Genomic DNA, 23,026 nt, shown 5'->3' with positions numbered 1-23,026 from the left:
TTCCATGGCATCGAGCACCGCACTCTGGTCCTTCGCCCTCGTCGTGGGACTCCTCACCCTCACTCCGGGCCTGGACTCGGCCCTCATCCTGCGCACGGCCGCGCTCGGCCGCCGCACCCGGGCCTGGGGGGTCGTCCTCGGCATCCAGACCGGCACCCTGATCTGGGGCGCGCTGACCTCGCTGGGCGTCACGGCCCTGCTGACCGCCTCGCGCCTCGCGTACGAGACCCTGCGCTGGGCGGGCGCCGCCTATCTGCTGTGGATGGCGGTCCGGATGATCGCCGACACGTTCCGGCGTGACGGCGCCGGGGCGCACGCGGAGGTGGAGGTCGGGGGCGCCGACACGCTCGCCGGCGGCTGGCGGCAGGGTACGCTGACGAACCTGCTCAACCCGAAGGTCGGCATCTTCTACGTCGCCGTGCTGCCGCAGTTCGTCCCCGCCGAGGCGCCGCACTTCGCGATGGGCCTCGCGCTGACCTCCGTCCACGTCGTCCTCGGCATGCTCTGGTCGACGGTCCTCATCGCCTCCGCGACCGCCCTCGGCACCTGGCTGCGCGGCCCCCGGGCGCGCCGGATCCTGGACCGGGTGACGGGCACGGTGATCGGGGCCTTCGCGGTACGCCTGGCGGTCAGCGACTGACGACGTCGCCGCTCCGCAGCAGGTCCGCCGTCACGGCCTGCGGCAGGGCCGGGTGAGCCGCCGCAGCCTCCCGTACGCGCCAGTCCTGATGGGTGGTCAGTTCGGCGAGCGCCGAGGGCGGCAGGGCCGGGTGGCCGGCGGCGGAGCGCCGCGCCCGGTCGTCCGCCAGGCACGCGAGCAGGGCGGCGGGCGTGGCCGAGGGGTGCCGGGCGACCTCCCGGAGGACCTTCCGCACCGGCGGCTCGCGGCGGGCCAGCTCCTCCAGCAGGGCCGGGGGAGCGTCCGGGTTGGCCGCGACACCGGCGAGGACCTGGGCTCCGTGCCGGGCGATCATCCCGCGCAGCCGGGCCTCGGTGAGCCCCGGGTGCGGGGCGACGGCCGCCACCACCTTGGCGTCGGGGTCGTCGGCCAGCCGGTCGCGCGTCGCGGGCGGCAGGTCGCGACGGCGGGCGACGAGGGTCCGGACGGCGGGATCCGGCGAGCAGGCCAGCGCCTCCGTCTCGGCCGGCGAGGCACCGGCGACGCGGGGCAGGAGGGCGGAGCCGAGCCGGGTGGTGCGGGCCAGGGCGGTGAGCACGTCGAGGGGGAGGCGGGGGTGGTGGGCGAGCGCGCGGCGTACCTCGGCGGCGGGGTCGGCGGCCATGGCCCGGGCGAGGGTCGCGTCGACGGCGGGGTTCGCGGCGAGGTCCGCCCGGATGCCCGGGAGCGGGTCACCGGCGAGCACGGCGCAGGCCGCGGCGGGCAGGTCGGGACGACCGGCGAGCGCCCACCGCGCCATGGGGTCGGAGTGGCCGGCGAAGCGGGCCGCGGCCTCGGCGGGGGTGGCGGGGTTGCCGAGCGCCGCCACGCGGATCCCGTGGACGGTCGACGCGTGGGTGCCGTCGCAGGCGTCGCCCGGCGGCAGCACGCAGTCCGGGCGCGCGCAGTCCCGGCCGTGCACGAAGGGGATCTCCTCCTGGTCGCAGACCCGGCAGTGGCGGACGGGCGGCAGCCCCTCCCCCGTGAGCAGCGCCGCCAGCACGGCGGGCGGGGTCGCCTCGTTCACGGCCACGGCGTTGCGTACCGAGGCGTGCGGGTGCGAGGCGAGCCGCGCGGTCGTCTCCGCGTCGCCGGAGAAGGCGAGTTCGACGACGACCTCCGGCTCGGGGTCCGCGGCGAGCGTCTCGATCACGTCGGAGGGGAGTCCGGGACAGGCCGCCAGCCTCTCCCTCCGCTCGCGGTCCGGATCCGCCGCGAAACGGCGCGCCCAGGCGGCGGGCCCCTCTCCCCGGTCGAGCAGGGCGAGCGCCGCGTCCGGCCATACGGCGGGGTCGATGTCGTCGGCGGCGAGCCGACCGGTGGACGCCAGGGTCCTGGCGACTCCCTCGACGCGGTGCGCCAGGGCGAGCGCCCGCGTGCGGCCGAGGTCGGGACGGCCGAGGAGGACGTCCGCGACCGTCTCGTCGGCGAGGGCGACCAGCCGGTCGAGATCGGCGGCCGACAGGGCGGGGTTGGCGGCGAGCCCGCAGAGGGAGGACACGGCCGGCATCCTCCCCGGGGGCGGCGCGCGGCGCACCCGGATTTCCGTGTGTGCGGGGCGGCGCCACACCCGGTCTCCTTCGCCGCCGGTGACGTCCTAGGTGTACTGCGCGATCTGGATGAGGTTGCCGCAGGTGTCGTCGAGGACCGCCGTGGTGACCGGGCCCATCTCGACCGGGGGCTGGGTGAAGCGGACGCCGAGGGCGGTCAGGCGGGTGTGTTCGGCGTGGACGTCGTCGACGGCGAAGGAGGTCGCCGGGATGCCGTCGGCCACGAGGGCCTCCTTGTACGGGGGGACGGCGGGGTGGCCGGAGGGTTCCAGGACGAGCTCGGTGCCGTCCGGGGCCTCCGGGGAGACGACCGTGATCCAGCGGTCCTCGCCGATCGGCACGTCGTGCTTGAGCACGAAGCCGAGGACGTCGGTGTAGAAGCGGAGCGCCTTCTCCTGGTCGTCGACGAAGACGCTGGCCAGGTTGATCCTCATGGGGTGTCCTCCGGGGGTGCGGGGGTGAGCCATCGGGTGACGATGTGCTGCAGGGGGCGGGGGTCGAGGTCGTGGAACTTGTAGCGGCCCTCGCGGCGGGGCGTGACCAGGCCGGCGGCCTCCAGCACGGCGAGGTGCTGGCTGACCGCCTGCCGGGAGATGGCGAGGCCGTGCCGGGTCGCGAGCCGGGCGCATATCTCGAAGAGCGACTGTCCGTTCCGTTCGGTCAGCTCGTCGAGGATCACCCGGCGCGTCGGGTCGGCCAGCGCCTTGAACAGATCCTCCTCCATGCCGCCACGATAGGCAAGTCACCGCTTGCCTATCAAGCGGGGCGCGCGGGGCCCGGCTCTCCCGTCCCCCTGCCGCTGTCGGACCCGCCGCCTAAGGTGGGTCGGGCACCGGCCCACCCCTGACGAGGGAGACACCTTTGAGCACGGCCCAGCGGAACGGCGCGGCGTCCTCCGCCCCGCACCTCGCCGACAGCCACGAACTGATCCGCGTGCTCGGCGCGCGGGAGAACAACCTCAAGGACGTCAGCGTCGAGATCCCCAAGCGCCGGCTGACGGTCTTCACCGGGGTGTCCGGCTCCGGCAAGAGCTCGCTGGTCTTCGACACGATCGCCGCCGAGTCGCAGCGGCTGATCAACGAGACGTACAGCGCCTTCGTGCAGGGGTTCATGCCGACGCTCGCCCGGCCCGACGTCGACGTGCTCGACGGGCTGACCACCGCGATCATCGTCGACCAGCAGCGGATGGGCGCCGACCCGCGCTCCACCGTCGGCACCGCCACGGACGCCAACGCGATGCTGCGGATCCTCTTCAGCCGGCTCGGCACCCCGCACATCGGCTCCTCGCGTGCCTTCTCCTTCAACGTGCCCTCGGTGAGCGGCGCCGGCGCCGTCACCGTCGAGCGCGGCGGCCGCACGGTGAAGGAGAAGGCCAGCTTCCAGATCACCGGCGGCATGTGCCCCCGCTGCGAGGGCCGGGGCCGGGTGTCCGACATCGACCTGGCCGAGCTGTACGACGACACCAAGTCGCTCGACGAGGGCGCGCTGACCATTCCGGGCTACACGGCGGACAGCTGGTACGGGCGGACGTACCGGCTCTCCGGTCTGCTGGACCCGGCGAAGCCGATCCGGAAGTACACCAAGCGGGAGCTGGACACGCTGCTGTACAAGGAGGCGACCCGGGTCAAGGTCGAGGGCGTCAACGTCACGTACGAGGGCCTGATCCCCAAGCTGCAGAAGTCGTTCCTGGCCAAGGACGTCGAGTCGCTCCAGCCGCACATCCGGGCCTTCGTGGAGCGGGCCACCACCACGCAGACCTGTCCGGAGTGCGACGGCACGCGGCTCAACGCCGGCGCCCGTTCCTCGAAGATCAAGGGGATCAGCATCGCCGACGCCTGCGCGATGCAGATCAGCGACCTGGCCGCTTGGGTGCGCGAGCTGGACGACCCGTCGGTGGCGCCGCTGCTGGAGTCGCTGCGCCAGACGCTGGACTCGTTCGTGGAGATCGGCCTCGGCTACCTGGCCCTCGACCGGCCCGCCGGCACCCTGTCGGGCGGCGAGGCGCAGCGGGTCAAGATGATCCGGCACCTCGGCTCGTCGCTCACCGACGTCACCTACGTCTTCGACGAGCCGACGGCGGGGCTGCACCCGCACGACATCCAGCGGATGAACGAACTCCTGCTGCGGCTGCGGGACAAGGGCAACACGGTCCTGGTGGTGGAGCACAAGCCGGAGACGATCGCGATCGCGGACCACGTGGTGGACCTCGGGCCGGGCGCCGGCAGCGGCGGCGGCACGATCTGCTTCGAGGGCACCCTGGACGGGCTGCGCCGCAGCGGCACGGTGACCGGGCGGCACCTGGACGACCGGGCGTCGGTGAAGGCGGAGGTGCGGACGGCGACCGGGGTGCTGCCGATCCGCGGGGCGACCGCGAACAACCTGCGGAAGGTGGACGTCGACCTCCCGCTCGGCGTCCTCGCCGTGATCACCGGCGTCGCCGGCTCCGGCAAGAGTTCGCTGGTGCACGGTTCGATCCCGGCGGACGCCGGGGTGATCTCGGTCGACCAGAGCCCGATCCGCGGCTCGCGGCGCAGCAACCCGGCGACGTACACGGGTCTGCTGGACCCGATCCGCAAGGCGTTCGCCAAGGCCAACGGCGTCAAGCCGGCGCTGTTCAGCGCCAATTCGGAGGGCGCCTGCCCGAACTGCAACGGCGCCGGCGTCACGTACACCGATCTGGCCATGATGGCCGGGGTGGCCACCACCTGCGAGGAGTGCGAGGGCCGGCGGTTCCAGGCGGCGGTGCTGGAGTACAAGCTGGGCGGGCGGGACATCAGCGAGGTGCTGGCGATGCCGGTGGCCGAGGCGGAGGAGTACTTCGGCGCGGGCGAGGCCCGCACCCCGGCGGCGCACCGGATCCTGGAGCGGCTGGTGGACGTGGGCCTCGGCTACCTCACCCTGGGGCAGCCGCTCACCACGCTCTCCGGCGGCGAGCGGCAGCGGCTGAAGCTGGCCACGCACATGGGCGACAAGGGCGGGATCTACGTGCTCGACGAGCCGACCACCGGCCTGCACCTGGCCGACGTCGAGCAGCTCCTCGGGCTGCTCGACCGGCTGGTGGACTCCGGGAAGTCGGTGATCGTGGTCGAGCACCACCAGGCGGTGATGGCGCACGCCGACTGGATCGTGGACCTCGGCCCCGGCGCGGGCCACGACGGCGGCCAGATCGTCTTCGAGGGGACCCCGGCCGACCTGGTCGCCGCGCGCTCCACGCTCACGGGCGAGCACCTGGCGCAGTACGTGGGCGGCTGATCACCCGCCGCCGGGCGTCGGCCCTCCGAGCACCGCGGACGGCGGGAGGAGGGCCGGCGGGTCGGCGGCCACCACGGCCCCGACGGCCGTGCGCCCCTCGTCGGTCCACTCGGTGAGGTGGTGTACGGCCTCCGGCCCCGGCGGTCCCGCCTTGAAGCGGGCCTCCGCGCGGACCCAGGCGCGGAGGAGCGCGGCGCCCGGGTCGGCGTGCGCGGCCGCCTCGCGCAGGTCGGCCTCGGGCAGCACCCGGTGCAGGACCGACGGGGGGCCGGGGCGGCGGGCGGCCGGTTCGACGTCGACGCCGACCGGGCCCCGTCCGGCCGCCGCCGCGACGAGGCCGTCGGCGTGGCTCAGGCTGATGCCGAGCCCGGGGTGGTCCGGGAGGTACGGGCGGCCGTGGCCGTCCCGGTGGCACTCCGGGCACCGCTGGGCCAGGAGCCCGGTCCCGCCCGGCGGCCGGCCGGTGATCCGGGCGGCGCAGAGCCGGGCGAGGAGGCGGGCCGCCAGGACGTCGTCGCGGCGGGCCGGGACGCGGACGGCGGCGAGGCGGCGGCGCTCCCAGGGCGCGAGGAGGTGCGGTCCGAGGCCGGGGTGGTCGAGGACCTCCCGGGTGGTCGCGGCGACGGCGAAGGCGCCGGGGGTCACCGGGCGGGGCTGAGGAAGCGTTCCCGGACGCGGGCGAGAGTGCGGAAGTCGTCGATGGTGACCTCCTGGAGGTCGATCGACGTGCCGGAGATGTCCTCCAGGAGGTCGATGAACTCCAGGAAGTCCATGGAGTCGATGAGCCGGGCCTCGATGAGGTCCTCGTCGGTGTCGATCGGCCCGTCGAGGCCGGGGTTCTTCTCGTGGAGCCAGGCGGCGACGCGTTCCATGGGGTGGTTCTCCTGTCGTTGCGGGCAGGTCATGCGGGGGTGGCGGTGACGGCGCGGAGCCGGTCGAGGGCCTGCTCGGGGCCGCCGTGGGCGAGGAGCAGGGCGTGCACCCAGCGCTCGACGCCGAAGGCGACACAGGCGCTGTAGGCGGGGCCGTGGTCGCCGGCGCGGATGCCGAGGCGTTCGCCGAAGAAGTTGCGGTGGCGGTTGACGGAGGCGATGGCGGTGCCGTCGGGCGCGCTGTACTCGTGCTTGACGGGGTCGAGGGCCATCAGCCGGGCGCGGGAGCCGCCCTTGTCGTAGAAGGGGTCGTCCGCGGTGGCGCGGGTGAGGACGAGGCCGAGGCGTTCGGCGGTCTCCTGGATGAACGCGCCGCCGCGTTCCAGGTGTTCGAGGGCGCCGTCCTTGGTGCCGAGGTAGACGACCTCGCGCATGTGGAAGCCCCAGAGGCGGCGCAGGCCGTCGTAGTGGGTCTCGTTGCGGAAGCAGCGTCCGGCGGCGGAGATCCGCAGGCCGTCGGCGCCGACGTCGGTGCCCTCCAGGGAGAGCAGCAGTCCGTAGCAGGTGGCGGAGGGCAGGACGTAGCCGGTCGGTTCGAGGGGGCGGTCGCCGGGGGGCCGGCCGGCGGCGAGGGCGTCGTAGGCGTCGGGGGCGAACCGTCCGGCGGAGACGCCGAGATGGGGGAAGTTGCGGAAGTAGTCGAGGCGGGCGAGGTCGGCCGCGGCGAGCAGCGGCGGGCCGGTCACCTCGGGGGCGGAGAGCCGTGCGGCGAGGCCGGTGAGCAGGGTGTCGAGGCCGCGCAGCAGCGCGGTGTGCGCCGGGTCCAGCGTGATCAGCCCCGGGCCTGGGCTCCGGAGGCCGGGGACGGGCGGGGTCGTGGCGCTGGTTGTGCTCATGGAACCGTTCCCTCTCGGCGTGGCGGTCGGTCTCGGGCCGGCGTCCGGCGCGCGGGCCGGTCGGGGCCCGGGGCGTGGGTCGTGCGGGCGCGGGCCGTGGCCCCGACGCGGGTGCGGGTGGGGTGCGGCCTGGCTCGCGGTCGCCGTCGACCGGGGCGCGGTGGTCGGGCCTGACCGAGGGGTCGGGTCGGTCTCGGCTCCGCGCAGTGGGACAGTAGGCCAGCCACCCGAGGGTTGTCTAGACCAAAGATCACGACCTCAACTCTCCGCCGCCCGGCGCGATTTCGCGCGTCGGCCGACACACGGGGCATATCGGCGCGTCACTTGACACCGGCGTTGGTCTACACCAATTCTGTCCTTCGTCCCCGCGGTCCCCCCACCGTCGCCACCGCGCCCCCGTCCCGCCGTGCCCCGCTCCCCCACGCCCGCACGCCCGCACGCCCGCACGCCGTCCGACCCCATGCCTGGAGGGACCTTGACCACGCCCCCCGCCCCCGCCCCGCGCCGCCCGCGCTCCCCTTACCTGCACCGGGCGGCGACCGAGCGCCCGTACTTCAGCGCCGACGGCGAGTCCTACCTCGCCGCGACGACCCTGCGCGAGCTGCGGAAGACCCGGCCGCTGCGGGTGCTCTCCGAGGAGGACTTCGCGCACTGGCAGACGTACGGCTACGTCATCGTGCGGGAGGCGATCCCCGCCGCGGCGGCCCGCCGGCTGCTCGACTTCGCCTGGGACTTCCAGGGCCTGGACCCGGACCGGCCCGACAGCTGGTACGAGGACCGTCCGTTCCGCTCCGAACTGGACCAGCAGCTGCACATCTACGGCTTCGTCGAGGCGTACCACCACCAGCTGCTCTGGGACAGCCGCCAGGCCCAGCGGGTCTACGACGCCTTCGTGGACGTCTGGGACTGCGAGGAGCTGTGGGTCACCCTCGACCGGCTCAACCTCAACCCGCCCAACATCCGCAACCGCGACCGGGCCCTCATCGAACCCACCGACCGGGGCTTCGACATCGAGCTGCACTGGGACATCGACACCACGCTCGGCGTGCCGCCGCAGCGCGTCCAGGGCATCATCGCCCTCAACGACACCAGCCCCGAGACCGGCGGCTTCCAGTGCGACCCGGAGCTCTTCCGCCGCTTCGAGGAGTGGAAGCTCGGCCAGCCCGCCGACCGCGACCCGATCCGCCCGGACCTGGACCGCGCCGAGTACCCGGTCGTCCGCCCCGACCTGCACCCCGGCGACCTGCTCATCTGGAACGGTCTGCTCGCCCACGGAGTGGCCCGGAACGCCTCCGCCGACGGGGTCCGCGCGGTGCAGTACCTGTCGATGATGCCCGCGCTGGAGGAGCACGCGAAGCTGCGCCGCTCCCGCGTCGAGTCCTGGCGCCACCTGCGCACCCCGCGCTGGAACCGGACCCTGGTCGGCGACCCCGTGCTGCACGAGTCCCGGCGCTACCCGACGGCCGACCTCACCCCGCTCGGCTCCCGGCTGCTGGGCCTCACCTCCTGGCACGAGGACCCGGCCGACGCGACCGGGCCCGCGACCGCGTCCCCCGGGGAGCCCGCGTGCGCCGCGTCTGCCTGACCCTGCCCACCCATCGCGCCTGCACCGGGACGATCGCGGTGGTCGCCGAGGAAGCCGCCTACGGGGCAAGGGAGTTCGGCGTCGAGGTGCACCTGCTGATTCTGGACTCCTCGGCGCCCGCCGACCTCGCCGCCCACCGGGCCGCGGTGGCCGCCCTGCCGCCGGCGCCCGGGGTCGTCGTCCACCACCTCGACGAGGACCGGCAGCGCGCCTTCCTCCGCGAGGTGCTGACGGCGGCCGGGCTCGCCGGCGCGGACCGGCTGCTCGACCTGCTGCTCCCCTCCGCGGTGTCGTACGGCGCCTGCACCGACCGGGCCTTCCTGCTGGCCGAGGCGCTGGGCTGCGCCTCGGTGCACCGCCGCGACTCCGACAGCCGCTACCAACTCCTGGACGGCGAACCGGTCTTCCCGATCCACCACGAGCTCACCGCCCTCGGACGACGGGCCGCGGACCTGGCCGGCACGGTCGTGCGCAGCCGGCTCGACCCCGGCTGCGCGGACCGGACCGTCGTGCTCGCCGGTGCGTCCTTCATCGGCGAGCTCTCCGTGGACGTCGCCGAGATCCGCGCCCTCGACCCGGAGGTGTACCGCGAGGTCGTCGGCCTGTCCGTGCCCGACGGCTATCCGGAGATCTGGCGCCGGAACCTGATCGACGAGGCGTTCCGGGGCGCCGGCACCACCCCGTTCACCACCGACCTCACCACGCTGACGCTGGTCAGTCCCACCCGCGTCGACATGTGCAACGTCGCCCTCGGACGGGAGGTCTACGGCCGGGTGCCGCTGCCGCCCGCCACCGACACCATCGGCACCGACTACTTCCTGCTGCACCTGGTGCGCCACGCCCGGCTCCCCGGCGTCCTGCACAACCGGCACATCGTCAACTACCACACCGACGAGCGGCGTTCGGACGAGGGCTTCCTCGCCTACCAGCTCCGCTTCGCCAAGTACCTGCTGGCCACCGCCCACCTCGACACGGTGTACGCCGGACTCGCCGCGGCCGGCGACACGCTCCTCGACGCCGCCGGGCGGGTCCGGCCCGCCGCCGTCGCCGCCCTGGTACGCGACAGCACCCGGATCGACCCGGCGGACAGCGAGACCCGGCTCGACGTCCTGGAGCGCGGCTACCGCTCCCTCGGCGGCCGGTACACCGCCGCCGCCGACCTGTTCGCCGGGCGGCGCGCGCGGCTGATCGCCGAAGCCCGCGCCGACATGGCCGACTTCGCCCTGCTCGTCGACGCCTGGGGCGCCCTGACCGCGCACGCGAAAGGCACCGCCGTGAACCGTCCGCCCGGCTCCCGCCCCTCCCTGGTGGCGCCATGACGACCGCCCCCGCGCCGGGCGGTGTCACCGGCTCCCGCACGCTCACCGTCCGCTACACGGGCGGCGGTGCGCGCCGGGGTCCCGTCACCATGGGCCAGGCCAACATGATCCGCTGCATCCTGCGGGACGAGCCCGACAGCATCAACATCCACGACGTGTGGCCGGTTCCCGACGACACCGGGATGGACCGGGCCCTCGACGCCCTCGCGACGCTCACCACCCGCCACGAGGCCCTGCGCACCACGTTCCCGTACGAGGCGGGCGGCGGAACCGCCCCCGCCGAACAGGTCGTGGCCGCCGAAGGCTCGTTCACCGTCACCGTCCTCGACCACGACGCGCTCCCCGAGGACACCGACGCGTACGCCGAGGCGGTGGCCCGCGCCGCCCGGGCCACCCGCTTCCGCCTCGACCTCGACTTCCCGCTGCGGCTGCGGATCCTGGCTCTCGGCGGCCGGCCCGTCCGGATCGCCGTCGCCGCCAGCCACGCCGTCACCGACGGCAGCGCCCTCGGCGTGCTGCGGGACGAATGGCTCGCCCTCCTCGCGGGCGAACCGCTGCCGCCGGTCACCGCGCTGACCCCGCTCGACCTCGCCGCCGAGGAGCACAGCCCGGCCGGGCGCCGCAAGTCCGCCGCCTCCCTGGCCCACTGGGAGCGCATCCTGCGCACCGGGCCGCAGGCGATGTTCGCCGAGGACGGCGCCGCCGGCACCGAGACCGACACCCCGGGGCTCACCCTCCGCTCCGCGCGCGGGGCGCGCGCGCTGGCCGCCGCCGCCCGGCGCACCGGCGCGCTGCCCGGCACGGTGCTGCTCACCGCCTGGTGCGTGCTCACCGCCCACCGGGCCGGCCAGTCCGTCTGCGTCGCCGCCGTCCCCACCTCGAACCGCTTCCTGCCGAAGCTGGCCCGCTCGGTCGGCACCCTCTCCCAGGACGCCCTCCTGGACCTCGACGTCCGCGCCCCGTCGTTCGACGCGGTCCTCGCCAAGGCGTGGGGCGCGGCGATGAACGCGTACCGGCACAGCCGGTTCGACGCGCTCGACCTGTGGGAGCTGATCGGGCGGGTCACGACCGAGCGCGGCAGCCAGTTCGCGCGGGACGCCGTGTACAACGACATCAGCGCCCTGCCGAGCACGCTCGCCGGAGCCGCCGCCCCGGACGAGGACGTCCCGGAGCTGGAGCTCGTCTGGGGCGGGGCGCAGTCGCTGCCGACCCGGCTGCTGACCTTCGTGTACGAGACGGAGCCGGTCCTCCGCCTGGCCACCTGGGCCGACCCCGCGCTGTTCCCCCGGGCGGCGGCCGAGGAGCTGGTCACGGGTCTGGTCCGGCTCCTGGAGGCCGTCGCCGAGGCCGACGTGCCGCTCGGCGCGCCGGGGCCGCTGACCGAGGCGACGGGGGTGCGTCCGGTGGTGCGCGGTCCGGAGTGGGTGCGGGTGGACGGCTGTTGGGTCCGCCCCGCCGCCGTGGCCGAGGCGCTGGCCGAGGCGCTGGGCGGGCGGCGGGTCGAGGTCGTGGTGGAGGGCCCGCGGCTGGTCGCGTACATCGGTGAAGGCGAAGGCGCCCCGGAGCTGACTCCTGATCAGGCCCACGCGGCGCTGATGGGGGTGCTGCCGGGGCGGCCCGGGGTGCTCGCGCCGCACCGGTACGTGTTCGTCGAGGGCCCGCCGCGGCAGTCCGCCGCGGCGCAGCGGATTCTCAGGGAAGGAACCGGCCGGACGGGCCGGGAGATGCCACATGACCACCGATGACACCGCCGCGGCGCACGGGGCCGGGCCGCTGCCCAGCCCGTGGCGGTCGCGTCTCTTCCGGCTGTTCTTCACCGCGCGCAGCGCCTCGCTGCTCGCCGACGGCATGCTCATGGTCTCCGTGACCACGTCGGTCCTCGGCTCCGGGTTCGGGGCGACCGGCGTGGGCTACGCGCTCGCCGCCTGGATGGCGCCGATCGTGCTGCTCATCCTCTTCGGCGGGGTGCTCGCCGACCGGTTCACCCCGCAGCTGATGATGGTCGGCGCGGACGCGGTCCGGGTGGTGGCGATGCTCGTCATGGCCGGGCTGTTCGCGGCCGGCGGGGTACGGCTCTGGCAGATCATGGCGCTGATGGCGGTGAGCGGCGCGGCGACCGCCATGTTCCAGCCGGGCCTCGCGAGCATCGTGCCGCGCGTCGCCGACGACATCCAGCGGGCCAACGCGCTGCTGCGGATCTCCGAGTCGATGGCCGCCCTCATCGGGCCCGGTCTGGCCGGGTTCCTGGTGGCGTACGGGGACCGGGCCGTGTCGTTCCTGGTGATCGCGGTCGCGTACGCGGTCAGCGCCGGCGGTCTGCTGCCCCTGCGGGGGCTCGCCGCCGAACGGGACGAGAGCGACGATCCGATGTGGCGGCGGCTCGCCACCGGCTGGCACGAGTTCCGGTCCCGGACCTGGCTGTGGGGCGTCATCTCGCTGTGGGCGGTGTACGGCCTCTTCGTCTTCGGTCCGTCGCTGCCGCTGGGCGCGGCGCTCCTCACCGAGCAGCACGGCGCCACCGGGTACGGCTGGATCGCCTCGGCCGACGGTCTGGGCACGATCGTCGGCGGTCTGCTCGGCATGCGGGTCCGGCCGCGGCGGCCGCTGGTCGCGGGCGTGGGCGCGATGTTCTTCTTCGCCCTCAACCCGCTGGCGCCGGCCCTCGGCTGGAACTTCGCCGTCACGGCCGTCACGGGCATGATCGCCGGCTGCGGCTTCGCCTTCTGGGGCGTGATGTGGGCGACGAGCGTGCAGTCCCACGTCCCGCTGGCCGTGCTGAGCCGGGTGTCGGCGTACGACATCGCCGGCTCGATCATGGTGATCCCGCTGGGCCGCGCCCTGGCCGGACCGGTGGCGGACGACTTCGGCGCGGACCGGGTGCTGCTCTTCTCCTCGGCCGTCTCGTTCCTGCTGCTGGGCGCGATGCTCTGCGTCCCCGCCATCCGCCGCCTGCGGCGCCGCGACCGGCCCGCGGACGCACCGCTTCTCCGGGACGAGCGGTCCGCGCCGGCGGAGACGACGGCACCGTGAGCGTCTGGGCGGGCGCCCGGCCGGACTGCGGTCCGGCCGGGCCCCGGTGCGTCACTCCCAGTCGTCCCAGGACGGCTCCGTCTCGTCCTCGCCGAAGAAGAGCGGCTCGTCCTCGGGTGCCGGGGCCGCGGCGGGGCGGGGCGCCGCCTTACGGGCCGCCGGGGCCGCCGGTGGAGCGGCGACCTGGCGGGCCGCCCGGTGGTCGGCCGCCTCGGTGACCGCGCGGGCCGGGGACTCGGCCGGGGCCGCGCCCGCGGTGCCGGCGAACTCGGCCAGGGCCTCCAGCAGGCTCTCCCCGTACTTGGCGAGCTTGGCCTCGCCGACGCCGCCGACCGTGCCGAGCTCGGCGACGGTCGTGGGAAGCGTCGTCGCGATCTCCCGCAGCGTCGCGTCGTGGAAGACGACGTACGCGGGGACGCCCTGCTCGCGGGCGGTCGCCGCGCGCCAGGCGCGCAGGGCCTCGAAGACGGGCACGGCCTCGGCGGGCAGGTCGACCGGGACGCGGGCCTTGCCGGACCGGCCGCCGCCGCTCTCCTTGCGGGGCGCCGCGGCCCTGGTCTCCTTGCGCATGGGGACCTGGCGCCGGCCGCCGAGGACCTCGCCGCTGGCCTCGGTGAGGACGAGGGTGCCGTAGTCGCCCTCCACGGCGAGCAGCCCCAGGGCGAGGAGCTGGCGGACGACGCCCCGCCACTCGGCCGTGCCGAGGTCCGCGCCGATGCCGAAGACGGAGAGGCTGTCGTGGTCGAACTGGATGACCTTGGCGGTCTTCTTGCCCTGAAGGATGTCGATGATCTGGCCGGCGCCGAACTTCTGGCGCCGCTCGCGGGCCAGCCGCCAGACGGTGGAGAGCAGCTTCTGCGCGGCGACCGTGCCGTCCCAGGACTCCGCGGGGGTCAGGCACGTGTCGCAGTTCCCGCAGGGCCCGGACTCCTGCCCGAAGTAGGCGAGCAGGCGGACGCGCCGGCACTCGACGGTCTCGCAGAGGGCGAGCATCGCCTCCAGGTGGGCGGCGAGGCCGCGGCGGTGCCGCTCGTCCCCCTCGGAGCCGTCGATCATCTTGCGCTGCTGGACGACGTCCTGGAGGCCGTACGCGAGCCAGGCGGTGGCGGGCTCGCCGTCGCGGCCCGCGCGGCCGGTCTCCTGGTAGTAGCCCTCGACGGACTTGGGCAGGTCGAGGTGGGCGACGAAGCGGACGTCGGGCTTGTCGATGCCCATGCCGAAGGCGATGGTGGCGACGACCACGACGCCGTCCTCGCGCAGGAACCGTGCCTGGTTGGCGGCGCGCGCGGCGGCGTCCATGCCCGCGTGGTACGGGATGGCGTCGACGCCGTGCTCCGCGAGGAAGGCGGCGGTCTTCTCCACGGAGGAGCGCGACAGGCAGTAGACGACTCCGGCGTCACCGGGGTGCTCGGTGCGGATGAGGTCGAGGAGCTGCCGGGTGGGGCTGTTCTTGGGGACGATCCGGTACTGGATGTTGGGCCGGTCGAAGCTGGCGACGAAGTGCCGGGCCTCGTCCAGGCCGAGGCGCGTGGCGATCTCCCCGTGGGTGGCCTCCGTGGCCGTCGCCGTCAGCGCGATCCGCGGCACCTTGGGCCAGCGCTCGTGGAGCATCGAGAGGGCGAGGTAGTCGGGCCGGAAGTCGTGGCCCCACTGGGAGACGCAGTGCGCCTCGTCGATCGCGAAGACGGAGACCGTGCCCCGGTCGAGGAGCCGCTGGGCGCCCTCGGTGCGCAGCCGCTCGGGGGCCAGGTAGAGCAGGTCGAGCTCTCCGGCGAGGAACGCCTGCTCGACGGTCTGCCGCTCGTACGGGTCCTGGGTCGAGTTCAGGAAGCCGGCCCGGACTCCGAGCGCGTTCAGCGCGTCCACCTGGTCCTGCATGAGGGCGATCAGCGGGGAGATCACCACGCCCGTGCCGGGCCGCACCAGGGCCGGGATCTGGTAGCACAGCGACTTGCCGCCGCCGGTCGGCATGAGCACGAGGGCGTCTCCCCCGGCCACGACGTGCTCGATGATCTCCTGCTGCTCGCCCCGGAAGGAGCTGTAGCCGAAGACCCGGTGGAGGACCTCCAGGGCGTCGGAGGATCCGTCGGGGCTCGGGGCGGAGGAGGCGTCGGAGGATGCGTCGATGAGGGCCACCCGAAAAGCCTAGCCGCCCGGACACCCCCGCCGGGCCGCCCGCCGAAGCCTGTGTACAACCGCTCGTCGACGGGTCCGGCGGAACTCCCTCCGGCGGGACAGCGGGGTCCCCGGCCTCGATACTGGGGAGGGAACGCCTCCTCCCGAGAGAGGAACCGGCCCATGGCCCGGAACACCGCGAAGAAGCCGCACGATCCGGCGACGGTGACGGTCAAGGGGCGGGACATGCGGCTGAGGACCATCGGGTTCCTCGTGGTCGCCGCGCTCGCCGTCTGGTTCATCGCCGCCAACACCGGCTCCGTCACCATCCGGCTCTGGATCCCGACGGTCACGCTCCCGCTCTGGATCGTCCTCACGGTCACGCTGCTCGTCGGCGTGCTCCTCGGCCTGTTCGTCGCCCGCCGCCGCGCCCAGCGCTGACGGCGCCGCCGGGGCGGGGCTCCGGACGGGACCTAGGAGACGGCGGACTCACGGCTCGCCGCGGGCTCGCGGGCGAGGAGCTCCAGCAGTCCGGCGATCTCGTGGCCGGCCTCGGCGGGGTGCCGGAAGGGGGCTTCCGGGTTGACGAGGTAGTGGTTGCGGCGTCCGTCGGCCGCCCGGCCCCTGACCAGGTATCCCCCGTCCTCCAGATCGGCGACGATCCCCTGGACGGTCCGCTCGGTCACGCCGCAGTGGGCGGCCACCTCCCGGAGCCGCATCTCGGGATCGCGGGCGACGGCGAGCAGTACGCGCGCGTGGTTGGTCAGGAAGGTCCATCCCACCTGGCCGTTCTCGTTCGCTGCCATACGGGTCCCCTGCCCGCTTCGCCCAGGATTATACGCAATACATTTCATGTAAATGTTGACGCATTTCCGTACAAAGCGGACACTCGGCAGTGAGGAGTCGTCGTGACGACCCGAACCCCGGAGCATCCCATGAGCCACGAACTCGTCCACCGGGTCCAGATCGTGCTCGCTGATGCCGGTTTCGGTCCGGACAGCGGCATCACCACGCAGAGCGACGGCGTGGCGGTCATCGTCGCCTGGCACCCGGACCGCCTCATCCGCCCCACCATCGCGGCGCACGCTGACGACCCCGACGTCTACGCCGCCGCCGAGATCCCCGGCATCCGCACCGCCCTGGAGCAGGCTCTGACCAGCGTGTTCCTCGCCGCCGGCCTGACCCCGCTCAGCCAGCCCGAGGGCATCCGGGTCACCGCCCCGGTCGGCTGAGCGAGGCCGCCGCGGCGCCGCCCCGTCAGTGGGGCAGCCCCACCCCCCGCTCGCCGCCGCGACGCTGCTGGACGACGACCGCGGCGACCAGCAGCGCGCCCTGGGCGACGTTCTGCCAGAAGGTGTTGATCCCCTGGACGGTCAGACCGTTCTCCAGGCAGCCGAGCAGGGCCACCGCCAGCAGGGTGCCGCCGACGCCTCCCTTCCCTCCCTTGAGCGCGGCACCGCCGAGCGCCGCCGCGGTGATGGCCTTCAGTTCGAGGCCCTCGCTGCCGGAGACCGGCTGGCCCGAACCGGTACGGGCGGTGAGCAGGATGCCGGCGACCGCCGCCACGACGCCGATCAGGGTGTAGACCGCGATCAGGTACTTGTTGATGCCGATGCCTGCCAGCCGCGCGGCCGTGTCGTTGCCGCCGATGGCGTACAGGTTGCGCCCGACGTCGGTGTACTTGAGGAGCAGGTGCACCGCGCCGGCGACGAGGATCAGGATCCACACCATGACCGGAAGACCGGCCACGGCTCCGCGCCCGAGAAAGACGAAGACGTCGTCGTTGAGGACGTACCCCTGGGCGCGCCCGTCGGAGAGCAGCTGGGCGATGCCCTTGTAGGCGGCGAGCCCGGCGAGCGTGGCGATGGTGGGGTTGACCCTGCCGTGGACGATGACCAGGCCGTTGAGCGCGCCGACGAGGAGGCCGGCGCCGACGGCGGCGGTCATGCCGAGGAGGGCGTTCGCGCCCGTCGCGGTGAACACCATGGCGCTGACGACGGAGGCGATGCCCACCTGGGAGCCGACGGAGATGTCCAGGCCGCCGCAGATGATGACCACGGTCTGTACGACGGCGAGCAGGCCGGTGATGGTCGCGGCCTCCGCGATCACCCGGAGGTTGGTCAGGCTCAGGTAGTTGTCGTTCAGGATGCCGAAGAGGACGAGGACCGCGGCGAGCGCGCCGAGGAGGCTGATGTTCTGGCCGCCGATGCCGGCCAGGAGCCCGGAGCGACGCGGCTTGCGGGCGTCGCTCCGGGGCTCCCGCACGGCCGGGCCGGGGGTGCTGGTGAGGGTCACGGGTGTGCTCCAGGTACGGCGCCGGCGAGGTCGTCGGCCATGGCGAGGGCGAGGACGGCCTCCTCGGTGGCGTCGGCACGGTCGAGCGCGCCGGTGATCCGGCCGCCCTGCATGACGACGACCCGGTCGGAGAGGCCGAGGAGTTCGGGAAGTTCGGAGGAGATGACGAGGACGGCGACCCCGTCGGCGGCGAGGTCGGCGATGATCCGGTAGATCTCCGCCTTCGCGCCGACGTCGATGCCCCGGGTGGGCTCGTCGAGGATCAGCAGCTTCGGTCGGCGGGCCAGCCAGCGGGCGAGGACGACCTTCTGCTGGTTGCCGCCCGACAGCTTCCCGACCTCGTGGTCGACCGACGGGGTGCGCACTCGCAGCCGGTCGGTGAACTCCTGGGCGAGTCGGCGTTCGGCGGCCCGCCGGACGAAGCGGAGGCGGCGGAACCGGTCCAGCACGACGAGCGAGACGTTGTCCTTGACGGACCGTCCGAGGAACAGCGCCTGGGCCTTGCGCTCCTCGGGCGCCAGGCCGAGCCCGGCCCGGATTGCGTCGCCCGGGCGCCCGGCGCGCAGCGGTACGCCGTCGAGCGTGACGGTTCCGCCGCGGACGGGCAGGTCGCCCGCGAGGGCGAGGGCGAGCTCGGACCGTCCGGCGCCGATGAGGCCCGCGAGTCCGACCACCTCGCCGGCGTGCACCCGCAGCGACACGTCGGTGACGGCGTCGGTGGTGAGCCGCTCGACGTCCAGGACGAGCCGGTCCGTCGCGACCCGCTGCCGTACGAACATGGCGGACAGGTCACGGCCGACCATCAGGCGGACGAGCGCCCCCTCGTCGGTGGCGCGCGCGTCCCGGACGCCGACGAGGCCCCCGTCGCGCAGGACCGCGATGCGGTCGGCGAGCCGGAAGATCTCCTGCATGCGGTGGGAGACGTACACGACCGCGACACCGTCGTCGCGGAGCCGCCGGATGAGAGCGAAGAGCGCCTCGACCTCGTGCTCGGACAGCGAGGACGTCGGCTCGTCGAAGGCGATCAGGCGCGCCGGCGTGTCCCCGGTCAGGGCCCGCATGATCTCCACGAGCTGCCGCTGCGCGGGGGTGAGCCGGGAGCCGGGCAGCTCCGGGTCGAGGACGCCGGCGAAGCCGAGCCGGTCGAGGTCCGTCCTGACGCGCCGGTCGAGTCCGGCCCGGTCGAGGACGCGTCCGCGCAGGCGGGGCAGAGAACCGGCGTAGACGTTCTCGGCGACGGAGACGTGCGGGATGATCTCGGGTTCCTGCGGGATGATCCGGATGCCGGCGGCGCGCGCGCGGGCCGGGGAGCCGAGTTCGACGGGCCGTCCGTCGACGAGGACGTCCCCCTCGGTCGGCCGGTGGTCGCCGGTGAGGATCTTGAGCAGGGTGGACTTGCCGGCACCGTTCTCGCCCATCAGGGCGGTGACCTGGCCGGCCGGGAAGTCGAGGGTGACGCCGCCGAGGGCGCGCACCTCGCCGAACCGTTTGGTGACGCCGGAGACGCCGACCGAGGACGGGCGGGGCCCCGGGGGCGGCCCGCCGGTGGGCCCCGGCGCGTGGGCCGGTTCCGGCGCCGGGGCCGGACCCGGGAGGGGGACGGGTGTCATGTCGGGGTTCACCTCGAAGGGCTCGAAGGGGCTCGAAGGGGGCGGCTGGTGGAACCCCGGCGCGCCGGGCAGCGGGGCGCGGTCCCGGGGCGCCGGGGAGCGTGGGGCCGTCGTACGAGGACGGCGCGTCGCATCGGGAGGACCGGCCGGCGGCCGGCGGGCAGGAACGCCGGGCGCCGGTGGTAAGGACCCGATGGGGCTCAGGCGCAGGTCAGGCCGGCGCTCTTCCAGGTGGCCCGGTCGACCATGGTGGTCGGGGCGAAGGCCTCCCTGGGGAAGTCCTTGCCGTTCTTGAGCTTGTCGTACATGGTCTGGACGGCGAGCGCGCCGACGTCCTGGCCGTTGATGAACAGCGCCGCCTTCATGCCGCTCGGCTTGTCCGACTGCCACTCCTTGCAGGCCAGGTAGGCGCCGAGGCCCACCCCGATGACGCGGTCGGCCGCGATGCCCGCGTTGGCGAGGGCGGTCACCCCGCCCATGACGTTCTCGTCGTTGCAGCCCCAGACGACCCAGTTCTTCACCCCGGCGTTGGCGGTGACCGTCGCGGCGATCCTGTCCTGGGCGCCGGTGGGGGTGTTGTCGGTGGGTACGTCGAGGGTCCGTACGCCCGGCACGGCGGCGTCGAACGCCTCCTTCGCCGCGGCGACCCGCTCTCCGCAGACGGTCACGTCCTGCTTCCAGGCGGAGACGACCCGGGTGTCGGCGGCGGACCAGCCGGCCTTCGCGAACTCGGCGGCGGCCCGCTTGCCGACCTCCTCGCCCATCTGGGCGCCGCTGAAGCCGATCCGCGGCACCAGATCGCCCGCGCCGCAGGCGGCCGGGTCCGGGCCGCTGGTGCAGATCTGGTCGTCGGACGTGAGCAGCGCGACCCCGCCGTCCTGCGCGGTCCGGACGACCTGGGGGCCGACGGCCGGGTCCGGGACGACGATGATGACGCCGTTCGCCTTCTGAGCGATCGCCGACTGCACCTCGCTGACGGTCTTGTTGGCGTCGTTGCCCAGGTTCACGACCTTCAGGTCGATGCCGAGTTCCTTCGCCTTCGCCTGCGCTCCGGCCGCCTCGCCGATGAAGTACTCCTGGTCGCCCTGCTTCTGGAGGTAGGCGATCGAGAGTGTGCCCTCGACCTTGGCGACGCCGTCGCCTGTGGTGCCGGTGGTGCCGGTCCTGCCGGACGAACAGGCCGTGCTCAGGCCGAGGCTGACGAGGAGGCCGGCGGCGAGGGCCGCGCGGCGTGGGGCGGTGCCGAGCATCAGGGAACTCCTTCAGATGATCAAAATCCCTCGCACACAAACAGAAACAAACATCCATGGGCATGGCGAAGCACACCACGCGGACCGTGTGGCGAAGGGGAACGAGAGAAGAGAGAAGAGAGGAGAGGGACGAGGGGAGGCGGGGGGCAGGATGCGACGCGGGGGCCGCGGCCGCCCTCGCGGGAGGCCGGAACCGCGTACCGTCCGCTCGCCGACCGCTACTCGCCGACCGAGAAGCCCTGGTCGGCGCCGTACTTGATGCTCGCCTCCTGCCAGGCGGCGAGGCCCTCGGAGAGCTTCACCGGGGAGACGTACGCCTTGCCGACGGTGTCGTTGAAGACCGAGTTCGCGTACACCTGGTAGGGCAGGTACGACCAGTCGGTGCTGACGTTCCGGGCCGACTCGGCGAAGATCCGGTTGGCCTTCTGGCCGCCGAAGTAGGGGAACTCGGCGTCGAGGAACGCCTTCGACTCGAGGTCGGCGCTGGTCGCCGGGAAGGCGCCCGCCGCGACACGGCTGCTGGCGCCGGCACCGGTGGTCGCGAACTCCGTGAAGGCGTAGGCCAGTTCCTTGTTCTTGGCGGCCTTCGGGACGGCGAGCGAGCTGCCGCCGTTCTCGGCGCTCGCCTTGTCCCCCTTGGTCCACTGCGGGAGCGGTGCGACCCGCCAGTCGCCGGCGGCCGAGGCGACGCCCGAGGTGAGGTTGGCCGGCATCCAGGCGCCGATGGAGAGGGTGGCGATGGAACCGTCGGCCAGTCCCTTGTACCAGGCGTCGCTCCAGGAGCCGATCGGCGCGACGAGCTTCTCGTCCAGGAGCTTCTGCCAGGTGGCGGTGTACTTCCTGGTGCCCTCGTCGTCGAAGTCGATGCGGACGTCGGTGCCGCGGGCGTGGTACGGGCGTCCGCCGGCCTGCCAGATCAGGCTGGTGGTGGCGCCGGCGTCCCCGGTGTCGTTGGTGATGAAGACCTTGGGGTCGGCCTTGTGCAGGGCCCGGGCGGCCTCCACGTACTCGTCCCAGGTGGTGGGGACCTTGACGCCGTGCTTGTCGAAGACCTTCTTGTTGTAGAAGAACGCCATGGGGCCGGAGTCCATCGGCAGGGCGTAGACGCCGTCGTCCCGGCGGACGGCGTTCCAGGGGCCGGGGGTGAAGCTCTTGGCGAGCTTGGCGGCCCCGTACGGCGCGAGGTCCTCGACGGAGTCGCCGATGGTGAACTGACCGAGGGCGTAGTACTCGACCTGGGCGACGTCGGGGGCGCCCGAGCCGGCGGCGAGGGCGTTCTGCAGCGCGGTGTACTGCTTGTCGCCGGTGCCGGCGTTGACCAGCTCGACGTCGACCTTGGGGTACTTCTTCTCGAAGTCCTCGACCACCTTCTTCAGCGTGGGCTCCCAGGCCCACACGGTCACCTTGCCGCCCTTCTCCAGCGCCGCCGCGATGTCCTTCGGGCCGGCGGCGGTGCCGTCGGAACCGCCGGAACTGCAGGCCGTGGCGGTGACGGCGAGGGCGGAGGCCATGGCGAGCGCGCCGAAGGCCCTGCGGGTGGTGTGGTTTCTCATGGGATGTGCTCCTGGTCGGTGGTACGGGTGGGAAGGAGGACGGGGAGGGTGCGCGCGGTCATTCCTTGACGCTGCCCGCGGCGAGACCGGACTGCCAGTACCGCTGGAGGAGCAGGAAGACGGCCACGATCGGGACGATCGTCAGGAGGGAGCCGGTGATGATGAGGTCGAAGACGGCCTCGCCGCCGGCGGTCTGGGCCTGCGCGTTCCAGGCGTTGAGTCCGAGGGTCAGCGGGTACCAGTCGGGGTCCTTGATCATGATCAGCGGCAGGAAGTAGTTGTTCCAGGTCGCGACCATGGAGAACAGCAGGACGGTGACGGTGCCCGGCATGAGCAGCGGCAGGGCGACGGTGAGGAAGGTGCGGAGTTCGCCGGAGCCGTCGATGCGGGCGGCCTCCAGGAGTTCGGTGGGCACCGCCTCGGCGGCGAAGACCCACATGAGGTAGAGGCCGAAGGGCGAGATCAGCGACGGGATGATGACGGCCCACGGGGTGTTGGTCAGACCCATGCCGCTGAACATCAGGAAGGTGGGCACGGCGAGGGCGGTGCCGGGGACGGCCACGGCGCCGACGACGACCGCGAACACCGCCTTCCGGCCGGGGAACTCGTACTTCGCGAGGGCGTAGCCGCCGAGGACGGCGAGGACGGTGGCGCCGCCCGCGCCGGCGGCGACGTACAGCAGGGTGTTGAGGAGCCAGCGGACGAAGACGCCGTCGTCGTAGGCGAGGGTGCGGGTGATGTTGTCCCAGAGGCCGACGTCGTCGGCGAACCAGAGCCCGAAGGAGTCGAGGAGGCCGTTCTGGTCCTTGGTCGCGTTGATCAGCAGCCAGACCAGCGGCAGCAGGGTGTAGACGAGGACGAGGCCGGTGACGAGGGTCAGCGGGAGGCTCGGCCGCGGGTTCAGCGGGGTGTCCGGGACGCGCCGGCCGCGCCGCGGGGCGTCGGCCCGGGTGGTCGGGGAGGAGGTCCGCGCGGGGGCCGGCCGGGGGGTCCCGGCGGGGTCTCCGGCCGCGGTGGTGGTGAGGGAGGTGGTCATTCGGC

At 73.8% G+C, this 23,026-nt stretch carries 21 protein-coding genes; 8 read left to right on the top strand and 13 right to left on the bottom strand.

Annotation, left to right across the window (positions count from 1 at the left end):
- Nucleotides 1–4 precede the first annotated feature (4 nt).
- Nucleotides 5–640, top strand: coding sequence for a LysE family translocator (locus ABFY03_RS34260; protein ID WP_346171801.1), 636 nt, complete (start codon nt 5–7; stop codon nt 638–640).
- On the opposite strand, the gene ABFY03_RS34255 is transcribed toward ABFY03_RS34260, so the two are convergent.
- The 3 genes from ABFY03_RS34255 to ABFY03_RS34245 form a co-directional block, all read right to left on the bottom strand.
- On the bottom strand, nt 630–2,159 hold the full coding sequence (locus ABFY03_RS34255; protein ID WP_386723507.1) for a hypothetical protein: 1,530 nt from the start codon (nt 2,157–2,159) through the stop codon (nt 630–632). The genes ABFY03_RS34260 and ABFY03_RS34255 overlap by 11 nt on opposite strands.
- 96 nt (nt 2,160–2,255) lie before the next feature.
- On the bottom strand, nt 2,256–2,642 hold the full coding sequence (locus ABFY03_RS34250) for a VOC family protein (RefSeq protein WP_319009924.1): 387 nt from the start codon (nt 2,640–2,642) through the stop codon (nt 2,256–2,258).
- Nucleotides 2,639–2,932 carry an ArsR/SmtB family transcription factor gene (locus tag ABFY03_RS34245; RefSeq protein WP_319009923.1) on the bottom strand — a complete coding sequence of 98 codons (294 nt, stop codon included), beginning with the start codon at nt 2,930–2,932 and terminating at the stop codon, nt 2,639–2,641. The genes ABFY03_RS34250 and ABFY03_RS34245 overlap by 4 nt, the downstream gene beginning before the upstream one ends.
- 137 nt (nt 2,933–3,069) lie before the next feature.
- Between ABFY03_RS34245 and ABFY03_RS34240 the strand changes: the two genes are divergently transcribed.
- The gene (locus tag ABFY03_RS34240) at nt 3,070–5,460 is read left to right on the top strand and encodes an ATP-binding cassette domain-containing protein (RefSeq protein WP_346171799.1); all 2,391 of its coding nucleotides are present in this window, start codon (nt 3,070–3,072) and stop codon (nt 5,458–5,460) included.
- Here ABFY03_RS34240 and ABFY03_RS34235 read toward each other — a convergent pair whose 3' ends face one another.
- The 3 genes from ABFY03_RS34235 to ABFY03_RS34225 are packed head-to-tail and all read right to left on the bottom strand — an operon-like array spanning nt 5,461 to nt 7,228.
- On the bottom strand, nt 5,461–6,105 hold the full coding sequence (locus tag ABFY03_RS34235; RefSeq protein WP_346171798.1) for a 4'-phosphopantetheinyl transferase family protein: 645 nt from the start codon (nt 6,103–6,105) through the stop codon (nt 5,461–5,463).
- On the bottom strand, nt 6,102–6,332 hold the full coding sequence (locus tag ABFY03_RS34230) for an acyl carrier protein (RefSeq protein WP_319009920.1): 231 nt from the start codon (nt 6,330–6,332) through the stop codon (nt 6,102–6,104). Before ABFY03_RS34230 ends, ABFY03_RS34235 begins: the two co-directional genes overlap by 4 nt.
- Before the next feature lie 29 nt (nt 6,333–6,361).
- Nucleotides 6,362–7,228: a class-II aminoacyl-tRNA synthetase family protein gene (locus tag ABFY03_RS34225; RefSeq protein WP_346171797.1), complete on the bottom strand. Its 867-nt coding sequence runs from the start codon at nt 7,226–7,228 to the stop codon at nt 6,362–6,364.
- A gap of 460 nt (nt 7,229–7,688) precedes the next feature.
- On the opposite strand from ABFY03_RS34225, the gene ABFY03_RS34220 reads away from it, so the two are divergent.
- The 4 genes from ABFY03_RS34220 to ABFY03_RS34205 are packed head-to-tail and all read left to right on the top strand — an operon-like array spanning nt 7,689 to nt 13,162.
- Nucleotides 7,689–8,813 (top strand): phytanoyl-CoA dioxygenase family protein, encoded by a 1,125-nt coding sequence (locus tag ABFY03_RS34220; protein WP_386723506.1) that lies wholly within the window; start codon nt 7,689–7,691, stop codon nt 8,811–8,813.
- Nucleotides 8,795–10,132 carry a DUF6271 family protein gene (locus ABFY03_RS34215; RefSeq protein WP_346171796.1) on the top strand — a complete coding sequence of 446 codons (1,338 nt, stop codon included), beginning with the start codon at nt 8,795–8,797 and terminating at the stop codon, nt 10,130–10,132. The genes ABFY03_RS34220 and ABFY03_RS34215 overlap by 19 nt, the downstream gene beginning before the upstream one ends.
- Nucleotides 10,129–11,877: a condensation domain-containing protein gene (locus ABFY03_RS34210; RefSeq protein WP_346171795.1), complete on the top strand. Its 1,749-nt coding sequence runs from the start codon at nt 10,129–10,131 to the stop codon at nt 11,875–11,877. Before ABFY03_RS34215 ends, ABFY03_RS34210 begins: the two co-directional genes overlap by 4 nt.
- Nucleotides 11,864–13,162 (top strand): MFS transporter, encoded by a 1,299-nt coding sequence (locus ABFY03_RS34205; protein ID WP_346171794.1) that lies wholly within the window; start codon nt 11,864–11,866, stop codon nt 13,160–13,162. Before ABFY03_RS34210 ends, ABFY03_RS34205 begins: the two co-directional genes overlap by 14 nt.
- Nucleotides 13,163–13,213: 51 nt before the next feature.
- On the opposite strand, the gene recQ is transcribed toward ABFY03_RS34205, so the two are convergent.
- Nucleotides 13,214–15,298 carry a DNA helicase RecQ gene (recQ, locus tag ABFY03_RS34200; protein WP_346171793.1) on the bottom strand — a complete coding sequence of 695 codons (2,085 nt, stop codon included), beginning with the start codon at nt 15,296–15,298 and terminating at the stop codon, nt 13,214–13,216.
- A 162-nt stretch (nt 15,299–15,460) separates the two neighbouring features.
- Here recQ and ABFY03_RS34195 point away from each other — a divergent pair, with 162 nt between their 5' ends.
- Nucleotides 15,461–15,718, top strand: a complete 258-nt coding sequence (locus ABFY03_RS34195) for a lipopolysaccharide assembly protein LapA domain-containing protein (RefSeq protein WP_319009913.1) — start codon at nt 15,461–15,463, stop codon at nt 15,716–15,718.
- A 32-nt stretch (nt 15,719–15,750) separates the two neighbouring features.
- Here ABFY03_RS34195 and ABFY03_RS34190 read toward each other — a convergent pair whose 3' ends face one another.
- Nucleotides 15,751–16,083, bottom strand: coding sequence for a helix-turn-helix transcriptional regulator (locus tag ABFY03_RS34190; protein WP_319009912.1), 333 nt, complete (start codon nt 16,081–16,083; stop codon nt 15,751–15,753).
- A gap of 102 nt (nt 16,084–16,185) precedes the next feature.
- Here ABFY03_RS34190 and ABFY03_RS34185 point away from each other — a divergent pair, with 102 nt between their 5' ends.
- Nucleotides 16,186–16,509 (top strand): hypothetical protein, encoded by a 324-nt coding sequence (locus ABFY03_RS34185; protein ID WP_319009911.1) that lies wholly within the window; start codon nt 16,186–16,188, stop codon nt 16,507–16,509.
- Between the two features lie 25 nt (nt 16,510–16,534).
- Here the strand turns inward: ABFY03_RS34185 and ABFY03_RS34180 are convergent, their stop codons facing one another.
- The 5 genes from ABFY03_RS34180 to ABFY03_RS34160 form a co-directional block, all read right to left on the bottom strand.
- Entirely contained in the window at nt 16,535–17,572 is a 1,038-nt protein-coding gene (locus ABFY03_RS34180) for an ABC transporter permease (protein ID WP_346171792.1), read from the bottom strand.
- On the bottom strand, nt 17,569–19,182 hold the full coding sequence (locus ABFY03_RS34175) for a sugar ABC transporter ATP-binding protein (protein WP_346171791.1): 1,614 nt from the start codon (nt 19,180–19,182) through the stop codon (nt 17,569–17,571). Before ABFY03_RS34175 ends, ABFY03_RS34180 begins: the two co-directional genes overlap by 4 nt.
- Nucleotides 19,183–19,382: 200 nt before the next feature.
- Nucleotides 19,383–20,432 carry a substrate-binding domain-containing protein gene (locus ABFY03_RS34170; protein ID WP_346171790.1) on the bottom strand — a complete coding sequence of 350 codons (1,050 nt, stop codon included), beginning with the start codon at nt 20,430–20,432 and terminating at the stop codon, nt 19,383–19,385.
- A 218-nt stretch (nt 20,433–20,650) separates the two neighbouring features.
- Nucleotides 20,651–21,985 carry an ABC transporter substrate-binding protein gene (locus ABFY03_RS34165; RefSeq protein ID WP_346171789.1) on the bottom strand — a complete coding sequence of 445 codons (1,335 nt, stop codon included), beginning with the start codon at nt 21,983–21,985 and terminating at the stop codon, nt 20,651–20,653.
- Nucleotides 21,986–22,043: 58 nt separating this feature from the next.
- Nucleotides 22,044–23,021 carry a carbohydrate ABC transporter permease gene (locus ABFY03_RS34160; RefSeq protein ID WP_346171788.1) on the bottom strand — a complete coding sequence of 326 codons (978 nt, stop codon included), beginning with the start codon at nt 23,019–23,021 and terminating at the stop codon, nt 22,044–22,046.
- Between the last annotated feature and the right edge of the window lie 5 nt (nt 23,022–23,026).

It is taken from the genome of Streptomyces roseofulvus (assembly GCF_039534915.1).
GTDB lineage: Bacteria > Actinomycetota > Actinomycetes > Streptomycetales > Streptomycetaceae > Streptomyces > Streptomyces roseofulvus.
The sequence above is the reverse complement of the archived record's forward strand: the minus strand, read 5'-3'. Positions and strand labels throughout refer to the sequence as shown.

What these genes read in the sequence shown, in the direction of transcription:
- ABFY03_RS34260 (WP_346171801.1), top strand. Translation starts at nt 5, where the DNA reads ATGGCATCGAGCACCGCACTCTGGTCCTTCGCCCTCGTCGTGGGACTC.
- ABFY03_RS34250 (WP_319009924.1), bottom strand. Translation starts at nt 2,642, where the DNA reads ATGAGGATCAACCTGGCCAGCGTCTTCGTCGACGACCAGGAGAAGGCG.
- ABFY03_RS34245 (WP_319009923.1), bottom strand. Translation starts at nt 2,932, where the DNA reads ATGGAGGAGGATCTGTTCAAGGCGCTGGCCGACCCGACGCGCCGGGTG.
- ABFY03_RS34230 (WP_319009920.1), bottom strand. Translation starts at nt 6,332, where the DNA reads ATGGAACGCGTCGCCGCCTGGCTCCACGAGAAGAACCCCGGCCTCGAC.
- ABFY03_RS34225 (WP_346171797.1), bottom strand. Translation starts at nt 7,228, where the DNA reads ATGAGCACAACCAGCGCCACGACCCCGCCCGTCCCCGGCCTCCGGAGC.
- ABFY03_RS34220 (WP_386723506.1), top strand. Translation starts at nt 7,689, where the DNA reads ATGCCTGGAGGGACCTTGACCACGCCCCCCGCCCCCGCCCCGCGCCGC.
- ABFY03_RS34210 (WP_346171795.1), top strand. Translation starts at nt 10,129, where the DNA reads ATGACGACCGCCCCCGCGCCGGGCGGTGTCACCGGCTCCCGCACGCTC.
- ABFY03_RS34205 (WP_346171794.1), top strand. Translation starts at nt 11,864, where the DNA reads ATGACCACCGATGACACCGCCGCGGCGCACGGGGCCGGGCCGCTGCCC.
- ABFY03_RS34195 (WP_319009913.1), top strand. Translation starts at nt 15,461, where the DNA reads ATGGCCCGGAACACCGCGAAGAAGCCGCACGATCCGGCGACGGTGACG.
- ABFY03_RS34190 (WP_319009912.1), bottom strand. Translation starts at nt 16,083, where the DNA reads ATGGCAGCGAACGAGAACGGCCAGGTGGGATGGACCTTCCTGACCAAC.
- ABFY03_RS34175 (WP_346171791.1), bottom strand. Translation starts at nt 19,182, where the DNA reads ATGACACCCGTCCCCCTCCCGGGTCCGGCCCCGGCGCCGGAACCGGCC.
- ABFY03_RS34170 (WP_346171790.1), bottom strand. Translation starts at nt 20,432, where the DNA reads ATGCTCGGCACCGCCCCACGCCGCGCGGCCCTCGCCGCCGGCCTCCTC.
- ABFY03_RS34165 (WP_346171789.1), bottom strand. Translation starts at nt 21,985, where the DNA reads ATGAGAAACCACACCACCCGCAGGGCCTTCGGCGCGCTCGCCATGGCC.
- ABFY03_RS34160 (WP_346171788.1), bottom strand. Translation starts at nt 23,021, where the DNA reads ATGACCACCTCCCTCACCACCACCGCGGCCGGAGACCCCGCCGGGACC.